Below are 16,105 nucleotides of genomic sequence, written 5' to 3'. Positions count from 1 at the left end.
GGAAACCCACCAGGTTGCCGTCGAAAAAATGGGTGTGTCTGTTTGCCTGTCTGGCGCTGGGGATGTCGGTCGGCGGGTACGATGCGGCGGCCCAGGCCGGCGGCGAGGCGGTTCGCTGGTTTGTCAACGACGGCCGCGCCCAGCGCGCGCTGAAGCCGGCGCCCGGCTGGCACCCCGACAGCCTCGCGCTCGTCGCCGGCGCGGTGATCGACGCCCTGCAGCGCGACGGGCATTATCAGGCGCGGGTGGATTCGATTCGCGCCTTTCCGGGCGCCGCGCCGGTCGTCGTGGTTTATGCCCATCCGGGGCCGGCGCCGCGCATCGCGGAGGTTCGGATTTCAGGCGCCCGCGTGATGACGGCCGAAACGCTCCGCGCCCTGATGAAAACGCGTCCGGGTCGTACACTGAACGCCGAGACGCTCGAATCGGACATCGACGCGTTGCTGGTTGCCTATACGGAACGCGGCTACGGGCTGGCGGCCGTGTCCGTAGCGCGCATCGAACTGGGCGCCACGGCGCAAGACGGTCTGATCGTCGAGCTGCAGGTAGACGAGGGCGAGCCGGTGACGGTGGCCGCCGTCGAACTCGTCGGCGCGGCACGGACGCGGCGCGCGTATGTGGAGCGGCTGACCGGGCTGCGCGCCGGCGACGTGCTGGCGCGCGACCTCGACGAGGTGCGTCTGCGGCTGGAGGAGACGGGCTTCTTTGCCCGCGTGGAGCGGCCGGTGCTGTATCGCCTGCCTTCCGGCGCGATCGCGCTGCGCATGGTGGTGGAAGAGGCGTCGCCGGGTGTGTTCGATCTCGTGCTCGGGTATCAACCCCCGGCGGGGAGCGCCCGCTCGCAGGGGCTGGTTGGAAACGGACATCTCGAACTCCGCAACCTGTTCGGCGGCGGCCGCGTGATGGCGCTGCACTTGAATCGGCTCCCGGGCCAGATCAGCCGGCTCGAAGCCTCGTTTCGGGATCCCTACGTAGCCGGATGGCCTCTCCAGCTCGAAATGACGTTCCTCGGGCTGCAGCAGGACTCCACCTACGCCACCCAGCGGTACCTCGGCGCGATGGGCTACCGGGTGGCCCCCGGCCTGGATGTGCTGCTTACCGTGAGTCGCGAAGTGACGCGTCCGGGTTTTGCGGGAGCGCAGCTGGTGGGCGGGCAGCAGCGTATCGCGCGCTCCGACGCCGTCTTCGCCGGCGCGACGGTGCGGTATCGCCGGGTCGATCGCCTGACCAATCCGCGCCGCGGGCTCGCGGCGGAGACGCGCTTCGAACGGGGAAACAAGGAGCGCGTGGCTTTTTCCTCCCTCGGGGTGGCGGATACGACCAGCGTCACGGCGCTGGTCCGCCAGGAGCGGCTTGCGATGCAGGCGCGGCTGTATGTGCCGACGCTGGCCCGACAGGTTTTTGTGCTGGGGGGAGAAGCGAATGCCGTTATTGGAAAAGTACTGGATGAAAGCGACCTGTTGCGTTTTGGCGGGGCCGCCAGCCTGCGCGGGTACGAGGAGGATCGCTTCCGGGGACAATTCGTGCAGCGGAGCTTCGCCGAGTACCGATACCAGTTCGAGCGCGACTCTTACGCGTACCTGTTTTTTGATCTCGGTTATGTGGATCGGCCGGCCACCGCCACGTCGGCGCGTCAGCGCGACGTCTACCCGGGGTACGGGTTCGGCTTCCAGTTCGGAACGTCCGTGGGGCTGATCAACACCAGTTTCGCGCTGAGTCCGGACGATGCGCCCACCGAGGCGAAAGTGCATGTCGGCATCTCCGTTGGGCTCTGACGGCCGGCTTGCTTCCGGAGCGGCGGACCAGTATCCTGGCGCCGAAATCGATAGGTATCTCCGATGACGACCTACTTCTATACGCCGCCGGATCGGGTCCAGGGCGATCGGCTCGTGCTGGACGCGGATGAGGCGGTGCATGCGTTTAGGGTATTGCGGCATCGCGCCGGCGATGAGCTCTGCGTCGTCGACGGCGAGGGCGGCTGGTATCGGGTCCGCCTGGATGCCATCGATGCCCGCCAGGCCGTGGGCCGGATCGTCGAGCGCCGGCGCGACGTTGGCGAGCCGGCCTTCCGGATGCGGGTGGGGATGGCCCTGCTCAAGCAGGAGAAACGCTTCGAGCAGTTTTTGGAGAAGGCGACCGAGCTGGGCGTGTCGGATGTGTATCCCATGACGACCTCCCGCACCGAGAAGCAGTCGATGCGGCTGCATCGCGTCGAACTCATCCTCCAGGCCGCGATGAAGCAGTGCCTCCGCTCGCGGTGCGTCACCATGCACGAGCCGGCCGGCTTCGACGCGGTGCTCGCGGCCGTGCCCGACGAGCTGGTGTTGATCTGTCACGAGGGGGCGGACCGCACCGCATCCGGGCTGCTCGATGCGATCGACCGGGCCGGGATGCCGGCTGCGTTAACCCTGCTCGTGGGGCCGGAGGGCGGATTCAGCGACGAGGAAGTCGCGCGCGCCGTTGGGGTCGGCGCCGTACCCGTATCCCTGGGCGAACGACGCCTGCGGGCCGAGACGGCCGCCATCGCCGCCTGTGCCGGCGTCATGCTGCATTATCAACAAAAAGATGGGGCCGCCCGATGAAGGACCTGCGGGAAGAACGCCTTTCCTCCAAATCCGTGTTCAGCGGCCTCCTGCTGGATGTGTATCGGGATGTCGTTCGGCTGCCCGATGGCAGCGAGGGCGTCCGTGAACGGATCGTGCATCCGGGCGCTTCCGCCGTGGTGCCCGTCCTGCCGGACGGACGCGTCATCCTCGTGCGCCAGTTCCGCTATGCGCTGGATCGGGAGTTTCTGGAGGTGCCGGCCGGCAAGCTGGACGGTCCTGAAGACCGGCCGGAGCGCGCCGCGCTCCGCGAGCTGGCTGAAGAGACCGGATGGACCTGCGATGAACTGGTGCCGCTCGGCGCCTTCCATCCGGCGATCGGGTTCAGCAACGAATGCATCTATTTCTTCCTCGCCCGGTCGCTGCGCGAAGGCATCGCCACGCCGGACCATGACGAATTCCTGGACGTGGTGTATCTTCCGCTGCGGGATGCGCTCCAGCGCGTGACCGACGGCGCCATCACCGACATGAAAACCGCGCTCGCCCTGCGTCTGGCTGCAGATAGCCTGGCAGGAACGAGCTGATCACGGCGGCGCCGGCCGCCGCACTTTCCGCCTTCAGGGCAGGATCTTATCAAGCCCATTGCGTTTAAAGGGCATTCTGAAACCTATCGACGCCCATGTTTACTTTTCTGATCATCCTTATTGCTCTCATCGCCGTCCTGATGACGTTCGTTGTATTGATCCAGAGCGGGCGTGGCGGCGGACTCGCGGGTATCGCGGCCGGCGGTACGCAGCAGGTTCTCGGCGCACGGCAGGCGCCTGACGTGTTGGAGAAAGCAACCTGGACGATGGCGACCCTTTTCATCGTGCTCTGCATCCTCTCGAACTTCCTGATTGACAAGGGCGAGACGCGGAACAGCGTGTTGCAGCAGCGTGCCGGCCAGCAGACCGAACAGGCTGCGCCGACGCTTCCGCCCCCGGCGCCTTCCACCGATGCGCCCGCTGGCGAAGCGACGCCGGCTCCGGAAGGTCAGAACAACTAGGTTCTGTCTGAAAAATCTTTCAGACTGCAACGTATCCTGAACGTGATTCAGGATCCAACGCTGTTTTGGCGGTTTTTTTGGATGCTCAGGGATGCCCCGAACATTTTTCAGACACGGCCTGGGGCAGCCGGAAAAATCCGCAGACGGTGGCGCGATCCTGACGTGATCCATGCCCCGCCCGTCGCACTGAAATAGGCCCGGAAAGGGCGAAGGCAGCAGGACGATGTCCTGCTGCCTTCTTTTTTTGCGGCAATCGCCTGCCTGTAAGCCGAATTCTGTTCGCCGTAGACCGGGCCGCGCCGGCCGTACGGGAGATCATCATTTATCTGGGACCTGTGTCGCCACAGGCCTCTAGCAGCCTACCCATCCCGTTCGACGGGCCATCCTATCCGCTGCCGCCGAAGCGGCAGCGGGCCGGGATTGTTTGGCCTTGCACCCCGTGAGGTTTGCCTGGCCGCCCCGGTCACCCGGGACGCCGGTGGGCTCTTACCCCACCATTTCACCCGTCACCTGTGTCCCCGAAGGGACCATCGGCCGGTTTGCTTTCTGTTGCACGTGCTGTTCCCGCCGAAGCGGGACCTTCCCGTTAGGAAGCACGGCGCCCTGTGGTGTTCGGACTTTCCTCATCCCGCGGATGCGGGACGCGATGATCCGGCAGACGATAATGCTTTGTGCCCGGGTTGACGGCGTGAAAACGCCTACTTGGCGGCCTGATCCATCTCGCCGATGGTCTCCAGGTACAGTTCGCTGTCCACGATGATGCGCCCGGTGTGTTCGCAGGCGACGATCCGGTTGCGCTGGCGGATTTCAACCTGGCGCTGCGGGGGGACGGCGTAGCCCGAGGCGGCGCCGCGCTCCAGCGGAACGAGGGCGCGGCCGTCACGGAGCCGGCTGCGAAGCCGCTTGTACGCCCGAAGATAGCGCGAATCGACGGCGCTTTCCGCTTCCGCGCGTTTCGCTTCGAGTTCGTCCTGCTCCTGCTTCGTATCGCCCAGCACCTCGTCCAACTCCTTGCGCTTTCCGCCGAGGATTTCGAGCAGGTCCTTCAGACGCAGTTCGGCTTCCTCGTGCGCCACCTTGTTGGATACGGTGGTCTGGTTGATCTGCTCGATCTGCAGGTTCGAATCGATGATCCGCTGCTTCTGCGCCTCGATTTCCTTCGTCAGCGCATCGTACTCGCGGTTGTTACGTACCTGAAGCTGCTGTTCCTCGTACTTCTTGATCAGGCCTTCGCTTTCCTTGATCGTCATCTCCGCCTGGCGGAGAGCGACCTCATTCTCCTTTTCCTCCTGCTTGAGATTGTTCAGGCGCGTTTCCAGGCCCGTCTTTTCATCCTCGAGATCGCGGATCTCGTCGGGCAGGTCTCCGCGCATCTTTTCGAGTTGGTCGATCCGGCTATCGACATGTTGGAGGCGAATGAGCGCCTTGAGTTGTTCACCGATGCCACTTTCATGGACAATGCTTGACATGGTCGACTCCCACGGGTTTAGGCTTCACTTGAGTTCGGAACGTAAACATGATAAACCGCGTCCGGGCGGGAATGTTCACCCCGAAAGGGCTCGGCCGGGCTTCCGGGCGGCAAAAGGGCGGATCTTGACGATTGTTTCAAAACGGGCCTGAGAGGCCGTTTCCCTTCGCCGGCTCGCTCCGCTCAGGGATAAGACTGCATCGGACTCGTACCATGTCCGGTGCGAATCCATCGAACCTTCGAAAAGCGCGTCGCCAGCCACTGCTGGAGCAGCGCTTCCGTATGGCGCTCGGTCTCGTAGTGGCCGGCATCGATTAGCGCCATGCGCGGGTCGCCGGCGCCGTCCAGTACATCGAAAAAACGGTGATACGTGATGTCGGCGGTGACGTACGCATCGGCGCCGGCGCGCAGCGCGTCGCCGATCAGGTCGCTCCCGGAGCCGCCGCACACGGCCACGCGCCGCACGGACGCGTCGCGCGAGCCGGCGAAACGCAGATGCCCGGCATCGAGGCGGTCCCGCACGCGCCCAAGAAACGCGTCGAGCGGCAGGGTGCTTTCCAGTTCGCCGATGGCGCCCATCCCGGTGCGGGAATAGGGCTGGAGCACCGGGTACACGTCGTACGCCACGGTTTCGTACGGGTGCGCGGCGCGCAGCGCGGCGACGACGGCCGGCAGCGTCCAGCGGGCCACCTCCACCTCCAGCCGCCGTTCCGCGACCTGCTCGAGTCCGCCGCCCGCCGTACCGATGTGCGGGTTGGCGTCCGGGCCGGGGCGGAAATACCCGGTGCCGGACAGGGCGAAGGCGCAGGCATCGTACGCGCCGATCGCGCCGGCGCCGGCTTCCGCGAGGGCAAGGCGCACCGCCTCGAAATGACTTTCCGGGACGAACGTGACCAGCTTGTAGAGCGAGTCCGGCAGGGGGCGCAGAAAGTCGACGCCGCGCAGGCCCAGCCGTTCGGCGAGAGCGATGGAGACGCCGCCGTGGGCCGCGTCCAGGTTGGTATGGATGGCATAGAGGGCGATGCCCGCGTTCGCGAGATCGAGGATCAGATCGCCATGCCAGTCGCCGCGTCGAACCGACCGCAGCGGCTTGAAGATCAGCGGATGATGGGTCACGATCAGCCCCGCGCCGGCGGCGATCGCCTCCTGCACCACGGCCGGCGTGAGATCGAGCGCGAGCAGCGCCGCTTCGATATGCGCCGCGGCGTCGCCCACTTGCAGACCGACGTTGTCGTACGACTGGGCCGAAGCGGGCGGGGCCCAGACCTCCAGGGCCCGGGCGATTTCGGCCACGGTGGGCCGTGCTGCGCTGGAGGTATCGGTCATCATGTTCGGTTTGCCGCGGCGCGGCCTTCGGCCTCGTTCACGGAGTGCAGGATGAGGCCGCCGATGAGGAACATCACCATCACCACCGCGACGCCCGCGCGCTGGCTGTTGAAAACCTGGGTGAGGCGCCCGAGCAGGAAGGGGCCGATGAACGCAGTCGCTTTTCCGGAGAACGCAAAGAAGCCGTAAAACTCGTTTTCTTTGTCCGGCGGCACAAAACGGCCCATCAGCGAGCGGCTGGCCGACTGGTTGGGCCCCATCAGGATGCCCACGCAGGCGCCGGCGATCCAGAACGCCGTTTCGCTCTGCGCGAACACCGCGAGCGCCGACGCCGCGAAGAGCCCGATGTTCGAGATCTGGATGGTCATCTTGCCGCCCAGGACGTCGTCGAGGTACCCGAAGGCGAACGCGCCCAGGCCGGCGCACACGTTGAGTACGATCCCGAAATACAGGATCTTGCGCGTATCGAATCCGAAGGTGCCGGCGGCGTAAATGGCGCCGAACGAGATGATCGTCACGAGACCGTCGTTGTAAAAAATGCGCGCCACGAGCATCCGGAACAGGTGCCGGTAGGTCCGGATCTCGTGGAAGGTATTGACGAACTGCCGGGTCGACGACCGGATGAGGTCGCTGGAAAGCGGAAGCCGGTCCTTCTTTTTTTCGCTGACGAGAAAGAAGATCGGGATGCTGAAGAGTCCGTACCAGACCGCCACGAGCAGGTTGGTCGCCCGGATATGCTCGCCAGAGGCCATGTCGAGCCCGAAGGGGGCTATTTCGGGCTGTATCAGCACAAAGAGCGCGACAAACAGACAGAGCAGGCCGCCCAGATAGCCCAGTCCCCACGCGTACCCCGAAACGCGGCCGATCCGGTCGGGCGGGGCGAGGTCGGGGAGGAAGGCGTTATAGAACACGGCGCCGATTTCGAACGCGAAATTGCCCACGGCGAACACCGCGATAGCGAAGCCGATCTGACCGGGTTTGGGGAAAAACAGCAGCGCCGTCGCGAGGACGCCCAGGATGGTGGACCAGAGCAAGAATCGTTTGCGAAAGCCGCCCTGATCCGCGATGGCGCCGGCGTACGGCGACACGATCGCCACGGCCAGGGCCGAAATCGTCACCCCGAGCGACCAGTACCCCGTCCCGCTGTTGGAATCGGGCGCAATGGCCTCCGTGAAGTAGGTCGCGTAGATGAAGGTGACGACGAGGGTCGTGAAGGCCGAATTGGCGAAGTCGTACATCGCCCAGCCCCATATCGCGCGTCGGTTGTAAATGGCTTCGTTTGCCACGGATTGTCGCCTGGCCGGTGAAAGAAACGATGGATGGTAAGGCGCAATCGGCACTCCGCCAAATCCGGAACCGTCGTAGCCGGCGTACGTGATACAGGGGTTTTTTAGCCTCCGTAGCTCAGGGGATAGAGCACAGGTTTCCTAAACCTGGTGTCGCTGGTTCGATTCCAGCCGGGGGCACGCATCTCGTTCGCATCCATCGGAACGCAAGAACCCACGCACGTTCGCCCTCCTCCTGAGCCTGTTGGGGCTGGCCGGCTGCCGATCCGCGGAGCCGACCGCGCGCCAGGCCGTCGTCGCCGAGCGCGGATCGATGGTGATGCCGTTCGATCTCGACCGGACGACGCACCATTTCGAAAAGCTGCCCGATGGCGGCCGGCAGCAGGTGGTGACGGACGACGGCGACGCTGGCCAGATCGCCCTCATCCAATCCCATCTCGCCGAAGAAGCCGAACGATTCAGCCGCGGCGATTTCCACGATCCCGCCATGATCCACGGAGATCACATGGCCGGCATGCACGAACTCGTCATGGGGCACGACCGGATCGAGATCGCCTACACGCCGCTGCCCGATGGCGGACAGATCCTTTACACGACGGACGACCCCGCGCTCGTGGAAGCCATCCACGCCTGGTTCGATGCCCAGGTATCCGACCACGGCCATCACGCGCAGGACCACTGACCTTCCCGGAAGATCACACCGCCAGGTGTTCCCTGGAGCTGCGGAAGTCGATCTTCGGCCATTTTTCGATCATGCGGTTGAGCAGCCAGGGGTTATCGGATAGATAAACCAGCGAGCCGTCGGTGTCCCGCGCCATGTTGTGCTCCTCGTCCCGCACGAAACGCTCCACCTCCGCCTCGTCCTCGCTTTCGATCCACCGGGCGACCTGATAGGGCAGCGGGTCCAGCAGCACATCCACATTGTACTCGTGCTGGAGCCGGTTGGCGACCACGTCGAACTGCAGCGGACCCACCGCGCCGAGGATGTAGCTGGCGCCGTGCAGCGGTCTGAAGAGCTGGATCGCACCTTCCTCGATCAGATGGAGCAGCCCTTTTTCGAGTTGCTTCGCCCGGAGGGCGTTCGAGAGCCGCGCGCGCCGGAAATGTTCGGGGGCGAAGTTGGGGATGCCCGTAAACTGGAGCGGCTCTTTTTCGGTGAGCGTGTCGCCGATGCGGATCGTTCCGTGGTTCGGGATGCCGATGATATCGCCCGGATAGGCCTCCTCGGCCCCGGTGCGGTCCTGGGCCATAAAGACCGTCGCGTTGGCGATCTTGATGTCCTGCCCGATGCGGTGATGCCGGAGGCGGATGCCGCGTTCGAAATGGCCCGAGCAGACCCGCAAGAACGCCACCCGGTCCCGGTGGTTGGGATCCATGTTCGCCTGGATCTTGAAGACGACGCCGGAAAACGCCTCTTCGTACGGGGATACCATACGCGTCGTGGTGGGGCGGGGCTGCGGCGGCGGGGCGATCTCGACGAAGGTGTCGAGCAATTCCTCGACCCCGAACCCGTTGATGGCGCTGCCGAAGAGTACGGGCGTCTGCGTGCCGGCCAGATAGGCGGCCTTGTCGAACGTCCCGCCGGCGCCGTCGAGCAGCTCGATCTCTTCGCGCAACGGGTCGGCATGCGATCCCAGGGCGCGGTCGATAAACGGATCGTTCAGATCTTCGACGACGAAGCTCGGGGGCAGCGACGCGGCCGTGTTCGGCGGGTACAGGTGGACGACCTTCGTGTAGCGGTTGTACGTCCCCTTGAAGGTGCCGCCGCGCCCGATGGGCCAGGTCATCAGGACCGCCTCGATCTTCAGGTTGTCTTCGATCTCGGAGAGCAGTTCGAGCGGATCGCGCCCCTCGCGGTCCAGCTTGTTGATAAAGGTGAGGATCGGCGTATTGCGCAGCCGGCACACCTCCATCAGCTTTTTGGTCTGGCTCTCCACGCCCTTCACACTGTCGATCACCATCAACGCGCTATCCACGGCGGTGAGGACGCGATAGGTGTCTTCGGAAAAGTCCTGGTGGCCGGGCGTGTCGAGCAGGTTCAGCTCCAGACCGTGGTAGCTGAAGTGGAGGACGGTGGAGGTGACGGAGATGCCGCGCTCCTTCTCGATGGCCATCCAGTCGCTGGCGGCAAAACGGGACGCCTTGCGGGCCTTGACCTCGCCGGCCTCGCGGATGGCGCCGCCGAGCAGCAGGAGCCGTTCGGTGATGGTGGTTTTGCCGGCGTCGGGGTGGCTGATGATGCCGAAGGTGCGGCGCCGGTTTGTTTCGCTGATCTGGTGTTGACTCACGGAGTTGGCAGGAATGCGGGAACGATGGCCACAGAACCCGGCAAGGGCCCCGCGGGTTCGGGCGCGCGCAAAATGAGGCCGATGCGAGCCGGAGGCCTGCGCACCAGATGCGAGGCATGCTCTTGAAATGATGATGGGTTTGTCTATTTTCTGAACCGGCGTCGCGTTTCCGGCTTCGCCATCGCATCAACCGGCAACCAGACCCATCAGGCAACGACCATGAAGGATGAAAAACCGACGCCCACGAACCCGACACGCCGAGACTTCCTGAAAAAGGGGGCCGTCGCATCTTCCTTTTATTTTGTGCCCCGGCATGTGCTCGGAGGCGTCGGGTTTACGGCGCCCAGCGATCAGATCAACCTGGCGGCCATCGGCGCCGGGGGTAAGGGCGCGAGCGATATCCGCAACGCTTCGGTGAAGGGGCGCGAACGGGTCGTGGCGTTATGCGATGTCGACTTCTCGGGTTCGGCGGCGAAGACCGTAGAGGAATATCCGAAGGCGAAGCTGTATGCCGACTACCGCATCATGCTGGACAAGGAAAAGGACATCGATGCCGTGACGATCTCGACGCCGGATCACGTGCATGCGCCGGCCGGCGTGTACGCCATGCAGCGCGGCAAACACGTGTACATCCAGAAACCCATGACGAACAACATCCGGGAGGCGCGGCTGTTGACACAGATGGCGCGCGACCAGAAGGTCGTCACCCAGATGGGCAACCAGGGCGGCTCGAACCCGCTGCTCGGCATGGTCCAGAACTGGGTCGACTCGGGAGTGCTCGGCAAGATCTCGAAGGTGCACGTGTGGACCAACCGGCCGGTGTGGCCGCAGGGATTCGCCATGCCGGCGCCCGACGAATCGCAGAAACCGAAAGACCTCAACTGGGACCTATGGCTCGGTCCGAGCGCCTACATGCCCTATACGCCGGGGCTGCATCCGTTCAGCTGGCGCGGCTGGTGGGATTACGGGACGGGCGCGCTGGGCGATGTGGGGTGCCACCTGATCGATATCCCGTTCCGCACGCTGGGGCTGAAATATCCGACCGACGCCGAATGTAGCGTGGGCGCCGTCTACACGAAGTTCTGGGAGGCCGACTACCATCCCGAGGGCTGCCCGGTGTCGTCGCACATCACCCTCCACTTCGCGGCGACGGAAAAGAGCAAGTCGTCGATCGAAATGACCTGGAGCGACGGCGGCATCCGCCCCTCGCGCCCCGAAATCATCCCGCCGGATCACGACATGGGCGGAAAGGATAGCGCCAACGGCGTGCTGATCATCGGAGAGAACGGGTTGATTTCGACGAACATCAACGACAGTTCGCCGCTGATGCCCAAGCTGTATCTGAACGACGGTACGACCGAGTTCGGCCCGGAAGTCGAGGACGACAGCGAGCCGGAATACGGGCATCAGCGCCTGTGGGTCGAGGCGTGCAAGGCCGGCTTCGGCAGCAAGGAGCACCGCGCCCTGACGTCCAGCTTCGACTACGCCGGCCCGATGACCGAGACGGTGCTCATGGGCAACCTGGCGATCCGGAGCTATTACCTGCGCCGGGAGCTGGAGGAGGGCCGGATGGATTATTACGCCCGCAAGAAACTCCTCTGGGATGGCGAGAACATGCGGATCACGAACATGGAAGAGGCCAACCAGTTCGTGGGCCGCACCTATCGGCCCGGCTGGGAGGTCTGATCGGACCGGCCGCCGCGGCCCCTGATTGGTCTGGCAAGACGATAACCGCCGGGAAGGCGATGTGGATGCGCGACGCGTCCGCATCGCCTTCTTCGTTTTTATGGATGGCGGCGCCGGCGTCCCGGTATTCCGCATCCGGTCCGGTCGCGCACGACCTGTGGATGAGCCACGCGGCGGAGAAACGGTGTGTAGTGCGTAAGCGGCGAGGAGGCCGGATTGCGTCAATTCCCGCGCAGGATTGCATCGCAGGCGCCCGGATAGTACTATGCTGCACCCCCAACCCATCACCCAGGAGCATACAGATGAAACGTAATGGATCGGCCGTATGGACCGGCGGCCTCAAGGACGGCAAAGGAACGGTATCGACGGCCAGCGGCGTCCTCAAGGACACCCAGTATTCGTTCAGCACCCGTTTCGAAGACGGCATCGGGACGAACCCGGAAGAGTTGATCGCCGCGGCGCACGCCGGCTGTTTTTCGATGGCGCTCTCCGGTCAGCTCGGCGCGGCCGGCCTCACCGCCGAACGTATCGCGACGACCGCCGCCTTGACGCTCGAGAAGACGGACGCCGGGTTTACGATCACGGCGATCCATCTGACGGTCAGCGCCAGGGTCCCGGGCGCTACCGAGGAAGCCTTCGCGACCGCCGCCGGTAATGCGAAAGCCGGCTGCCCGGTTTCGCGCGTGCTGAATGCCGCCATCACGATGGATGCCACGCTCGAAGCCTGAGCGGTACCGGGAGCGAGATTCATGGGCAGCCATTCCATCAGCCTGATCGCGCTGGTCGTCGCGGTTTTTTTCGCCGGCATTTACTTCCGGGGTGAATCCGCGCGCAAGAAAGAGATCGAGCGCGAGCTGGACGCCATCCGCGCGCGCCAGGTCGAGATCAATGCGGTCATCGGCGATATCAGTCGGGTTGCCGCGCGCAAGGACAGCCTGTTCCGCGCGCGCATCGACAGCGCGCGGGTGGACATCGAGCTGCTGAAACGCGAGGAGAAGGTGGTTCGCGCCCGGCTGGATTCGCTCGGAGCGGAGATCCTGGTCCTCCAGGCGGATATCCTCCAGAACATCCAGCTGATCCGCGACGCCGGCGCCTTCTCGATTTCGCCCGTGAGTCTCCATTCGGTGGCGATCGATCCGGACATCACGCCGGAGGATTCCATCCCCAACAACCCCATTGCCATCCACGTGGGCGATACCCTGATGACGCTCGACACGCGTCCCGTCGGGTCGCTGGTCCATCTGGAGACCGCCCGCACGTACGTGGGAGTGACGGAGCGCCCGAAGGATTCCAACCGGGGTACGGAGGTGGAGACGTTTCTCGCCGCGGTCAACCTGGCCCCCAGCAAGGATCGTTATGGCGCGTGGCACAGCTATCCGTATTGCGCCGCGTTCGTGTCCTTCGCGTTGAATAGCGCACCGAACGTCGACGCGCCCAGGGTGCGTTCGGCGCGGGCCCGCGACTTTGTCACGCGGGAAAGCATCGAAGCCCGGCTCGTACAGCGGGGGACGGTGGAAATTCCGCCCGGGACGATCGTCGTGTGGAAGGCGAAACGCGACCCTTCCGATACGTCGGGCCATGTCGGTTTCGTCGTGGAGTGGGCCGGCCAGGGCGGTACGACGATCGAGGGCAACACGAGTCCGGGCCAGGGCGGCGACCAGCGCGACGGCGGCGGCGTCTACCTGCGCAAGCGGATGCTTTCGCCCGGCAGCGCCTTCCGGATCACCCACTTTACGCCGGTTCGGTATGCCCCCTGAGCCCCCGGCCGCCCACCCGTAACCTGTAACCTGCCACCCGTAACCTGCCAACCATCCCTATGCAAGCCATCCTCGCCTTTCTCGGAGCGAACGCCGGCTACGTGAGCATCGGCGCGCTGATGCTTTCGGTGTTTTGCGCGGGCTCCATGCTCAAGGGCGAGCAAGTCCGCAAGGAAGAGATCCGCGAGCAGCTGCGCGACATCGAGGCGCAGACGGCATCGACGATGGAGCGGGTGCACCAGATCACGGCGCAGCTCGAAGCCCAGGATCGGCAGCTGGTGCAGGAGATCGAGAAGACGTACGGCGAACTGGCGGCCCTCTCTGCCGAGGAAACGGAGGCGCGCAGGGCCAAGGCGTCGGCGGATCAGCAGATCAGACAGGCCACCCGGCGGCCGGCGGGCTACCAGGCCATCCAGGACATCCCGGGCTTCCACATTCGCGGCAACTGAACGATGAACACGAACTACATCAGCATCATCGCCCTGGTCGTCGGCGTCTTCTTCTCCGGGATCTACGTGCGCGGCGAAGGCGCGCGGAAGCAGGAGATCAAGCGCGAACTCGACGCCATCCGGCAGCGGCAGGACGAGATCGTCGCGACCGTGGCCGAGATCAACCGGGTCACGGCCGAAAAGGACAGCCTGCTCCTGAACCGCATCGCCAGCGCGCGGACGTACATTGATCGGCTGGACGACAAAAAAGCGTACAGTGTGGAGCAGATCGAATCCTTCGGCCAGGAGCTGACGGCGCTGCAGAGCGGCATCGACAGCAGCATGGCCGCCATCCAGCCGTCAGGCGCTTTTTCCGTGGCCGAACCGGCCGTCGTCGTCGAGCCGGCCGGTCAGTGATGCCCCAATCCCACCTCGAATGAGTTCCGTCATGAACATCCGCGTTTTTCTCGTCCTTTTCTGCCTCGCCGGCCTGGCGCCCGCCGCGAACGCCCAGTTCAGAGGGTCCTCCGTCCAGTTCAGTCCGCCGGACGGGGCGCCGCTCGATGTCAACTACATTTCGGTGCCCGACAGCACGAGTCTGAGGGATCTCTACGGCAGGATGCCGATCATCGATTACCCGGTCGTGGTCGTGAAGGCGGCCGTATTCAGCGCCGGCGTGGCGATCGTGCGCGATCTCGAAAAACAGAAGGCGCTTTATGCGGAGCGCGACCACGAGTGGCAGCGGGTGGATTCGATCCAGGCCGTGAAGCTGGCGAAGCTCGAAGAGATCATCAGCTTGCAGGAGATGCGGGTAGAGGCACACGCGTCGGCGAACCGGCAACTACTCGAACAGATCGACTACCTGAACGAACAGTTGACGCAGTCGGTGGAGTTGACCGAAAAAAGTCTGCGCGGCCGGCAGGTGCGCAATATCTACATCGGCATGCTGGGTGGCGCAGTGGGTTTTTCGCTCGCGTCGCTGATTGCGCTGGCCTCCCAGTAGCGGAGAGGCGTTTATCGCCGCTTGCCCTTGAGCAGCGTCGCGGCCATGGTGTAGCCGCCGTCCGACCCGTCGACAAAATGGATGTGCCGGTCGCTGCGGTCGGTGATGTAGCAGGACATGATCGATTCGCGGCACACGAAAAGTCCGTACGCGATTTCGCCGGCGGCCTCCATGTCCGCAAGGCCGGCGTCGAGCGCGGCACGTTGCGCGGCGGTGCCGGCGATGACCGTGTTGATGCGCCCATCGATCACCAACGTATCGGTCTGTTCGACCAGCGCCTGTTTGTAGCTGCGTCCGGCTTCCCGCGCAAAATAGCCGATCCGGCTCCCCTGTGTGAGCGCCCAGTTGGAGACCAGGTGGGAGAGGCTGAGCCGCCCGAGCCGGACGCGCGTTTCGAGGGCAATTTTCTGGAAGCCGGGATCCAGCCGTAACCGCGAGGTGGAAACCGGGTTGCGGGCCTCGGGGGATCCGTACACCCGATCGATGAGCTCCACGACGGCCCGGAACGCCGCGGCCTGGGACCGGCCGGCGCCGGCGTTCACCAGCAGGCAAACGATCTCGTGCGCCGCGTGGGCCGGCTCGATGCGGTCCCACCGGCATTCCATCCCGCTCAGGTCGAGCGCGTCGTCGAAGTTGGAGGCCGCCAGGCCCTCGTCGGCCTGTTTGACGCGGCGTTCGGCTTCCGACAGACCGGTGCCGAGCAGGATGGGGATGGCGTAGCGGCCGGTGAGGGCGAGGCGGGCGATACGCAGCGGATGACCGGCCTCGTACAGGGAGGCGACGGACGACGAACCCACGCGCAAATCCAGCCCGAACGATTCCATGGTCTGGGTGCGGTGGGTGCTCAGCGCGCCGAGGACGGGGGCGAGGAGGCCTTCGGGGACGATCATCGAGGCGCCGTCCCCGCCGAAAAAGAAGGGAATGGCGAGGCGCTCCCGCCGGGCGAGGTTGAGGGTGGCGATGATGCTTCCCGCGGCGATCAGGTTGATCTCTTCGTGGCGGCCGGCGCGGTGGGCCCGCGTCGAGTTCTTGATGTCGGTCACGACGACGTGCCACCCGGCAGGTATCTCCATGAACAACGCCTCGTGTCCCAGCAGGTCGCTGAGCGCGATGGAATGGACGGGGAGATCGGCAAAAAATGAAGCGTCGGAAACGGCCGGCATGGTGCGCGCGTACGGAAAGACTACGCCGGCATACGCTTGGGCCGGCGTGCGAGGTCCCGCCGGCCCACGGACAGCCATTGCCTGTCGCCTACCCGGCCATTATCTTTGAGTT

At 64.8% G+C, this 16,105-nt stretch carries 16 protein-coding genes, 1 tRNA gene and 1 other RNA gene; 12 read left to right on the top strand and 6 right to left on the bottom strand.

The window, feature by feature from the left end:
* Positions 1-14 precede the first annotated feature (14 nt).
* The 4 genes from R2834_00835 to secG all read left to right on the top strand — a co-directional run bounded on the left by R2834_00835 (position 15) and on the right by secG (position 3,588).
* Positions 15-1,775, top strand: coding sequence for a POTRA domain-containing protein (locus R2834_00835; protein MEZ4698845.1), 1,761 nt, complete (start codon positions 15-17; stop codon positions 1,773-1,775).
* A 63-nt stretch (positions 1,776-1,838) separates the two neighbouring features.
* On the top strand, positions 1,839-2,582 hold the full coding sequence (locus R2834_00830) for an RsmE family RNA methyltransferase (protein MEZ4698844.1): 744 nt from the start codon (positions 1,839-1,841) through the stop codon (positions 2,580-2,582).
* The gene (locus tag R2834_00825; protein MEZ4698843.1) at positions 2,579-3,127 is read left to right on the top strand and encodes an NUDIX hydrolase; all 549 of its coding nucleotides are present in this window, start codon (positions 2,579-2,581) and stop codon (positions 3,125-3,127) included. Before R2834_00830 ends, R2834_00825 begins: the two co-directional genes overlap by 4 nt.
* A gap of 95 nt (positions 3,128-3,222) precedes the next feature.
* Complete coding sequence (secG, locus tag R2834_00820) at positions 3,223-3,588, top strand: preprotein translocase subunit SecG (protein ID MEZ4698842.1); 366 nt, start codon at positions 3,223-3,225, stop codon at positions 3,586-3,588.
* Positions 3,589-3,836: 248 nt separating this feature from the next.
* On the opposite strand, the gene rnpB is transcribed toward secG, so the two are convergent.
* The 4 genes from rnpB to R2834_00800 all read right to left on the bottom strand — a co-directional run bounded on the left by rnpB (position 3,837) and on the right by R2834_00800 (position 7,668).
* Positions 3,837-4,251: RNase P RNA component class A (gene rnpB, locus R2834_00815), an RNA gene on the bottom strand.
* Positions 4,252-4,286: 35 nt separating this feature from the next.
* Positions 4,287-5,057: a hypothetical protein gene (locus tag R2834_00810; protein ID MEZ4698841.1), complete on the bottom strand. Its 771-nt coding sequence runs from the start codon at positions 5,055-5,057 to the stop codon at positions 4,287-4,289.
* Positions 5,058-5,239: 182 nt separating this feature from the next.
* On the bottom strand, positions 5,240-6,385 hold the full coding sequence (locus R2834_00805) for a Nif3-like dinuclear metal center hexameric protein (GenBank protein ID MEZ4698840.1): 1,146 nt from the start codon (positions 6,383-6,385) through the stop codon (positions 5,240-5,242).
* Entirely contained in the window at positions 6,382-7,668 is a 1,287-nt protein-coding gene (locus tag R2834_00800) for an MFS transporter (GenBank protein ID MEZ4698839.1), read from the bottom strand. Before R2834_00800 ends, R2834_00805 begins: the two co-directional genes overlap by 4 nt.
* A 107-nt stretch (positions 7,669-7,775) precedes the next feature.
* Here R2834_00800 and R2834_00795 point away from each other — a divergent pair.
* Both R2834_00795 and R2834_00790 read left to right on the top strand, forming a co-directional pair.
* Positions 7,776-7,848 (top strand) — tRNA-Arg (locus tag R2834_00795).
* A 64-nt stretch (positions 7,849-7,912) separates the two neighbouring features.
* Positions 7,913-8,350: a hypothetical protein gene (locus R2834_00790; protein MEZ4698838.1), complete on the top strand. Its 438-nt coding sequence runs from the start codon at positions 7,913-7,915 to the stop codon at positions 8,348-8,350.
* Positions 8,351-8,363: 13 nt separating this feature from the next.
* Here R2834_00790 and R2834_00785 read toward each other — a convergent pair whose 3' ends face one another.
* A complete protein-coding gene (locus tag R2834_00785; protein MEZ4698837.1) occupies positions 8,364-9,956 on the bottom strand; it encodes a peptide chain release factor 3 in 1,593 nt (530 codons plus the stop codon).
* 219 nt (positions 9,957-10,175) lie between these two features.
* On the opposite strand from R2834_00785, the gene R2834_00780 reads away from it, so the two are divergent.
* The 6 genes from R2834_00780 to R2834_00755 all read left to right on the top strand — a co-directional run bounded on the left by R2834_00780 (position 10,176) and on the right by R2834_00755 (position 14,830).
* Complete coding sequence (locus R2834_00780; protein MEZ4698836.1) at positions 10,176-11,642, top strand: Gfo/Idh/MocA family oxidoreductase; 1,467 nt, start codon at positions 10,176-10,178, stop codon at positions 11,640-11,642.
* Between the two features lie 302 nt (positions 11,643-11,944).
* Positions 11,945-12,370, top strand: a complete 426-nt coding sequence (locus R2834_00775; GenBank protein MEZ4698835.1) for an OsmC family protein — start codon at positions 11,945-11,947, stop codon at positions 12,368-12,370.
* 21 nt (positions 12,371-12,391) lie between these two features.
* Entirely contained in the window at positions 12,392-13,399 is a 1,008-nt protein-coding gene (locus R2834_00770; GenBank protein ID MEZ4698834.1) for a CHAP domain-containing protein, read from the top strand.
* Between the two features lie 59 nt (positions 13,400-13,458).
* Positions 13,459-13,848, top strand: a complete 390-nt coding sequence (locus tag R2834_00765; protein ID MEZ4698833.1) for a hypothetical protein — start codon at positions 13,459-13,461, stop codon at positions 13,846-13,848.
* A gap of 3 nt (positions 13,849-13,851) precedes the next feature.
* Positions 13,852-14,244, top strand: coding sequence for a hypothetical protein (locus R2834_00760; protein ID MEZ4698832.1), 393 nt, complete (start codon positions 13,852-13,854; stop codon positions 14,242-14,244).
* A 31-nt stretch (positions 14,245-14,275) separates the two neighbouring features.
* Positions 14,276-14,830 carry a hypothetical protein gene (locus R2834_00755; protein ID MEZ4698831.1) on the top strand — a complete coding sequence of 185 codons (555 nt, stop codon included), beginning with the start codon at positions 14,276-14,278 and terminating at the stop codon, positions 14,828-14,830.
* An 11-nt stretch (positions 14,831-14,841) separates the two neighbouring features.
* On the opposite strand, the gene R2834_00750 is transcribed toward R2834_00755, so the two are convergent.
* Positions 14,842-15,993 carry a DUF3095 family protein gene (locus tag R2834_00750; protein ID MEZ4698830.1) on the bottom strand — a complete coding sequence of 384 codons (1,152 nt, stop codon included), beginning with the start codon at positions 15,991-15,993 and terminating at the stop codon, positions 14,842-14,844.
* Positions 15,994-16,105: the final 112 nt, after the last annotated feature.

Source organism: Rhodothermales bacterium (assembly GCA_041391505.1).
Classification (GTDB): domain Bacteria; phylum Bacteroidota; class Rhodothermia; order Rhodothermales; family JAHQVL01; genus JAWKNW01.
This window is presented reverse-complemented; position numbering and strand designations above follow the sequence as displayed.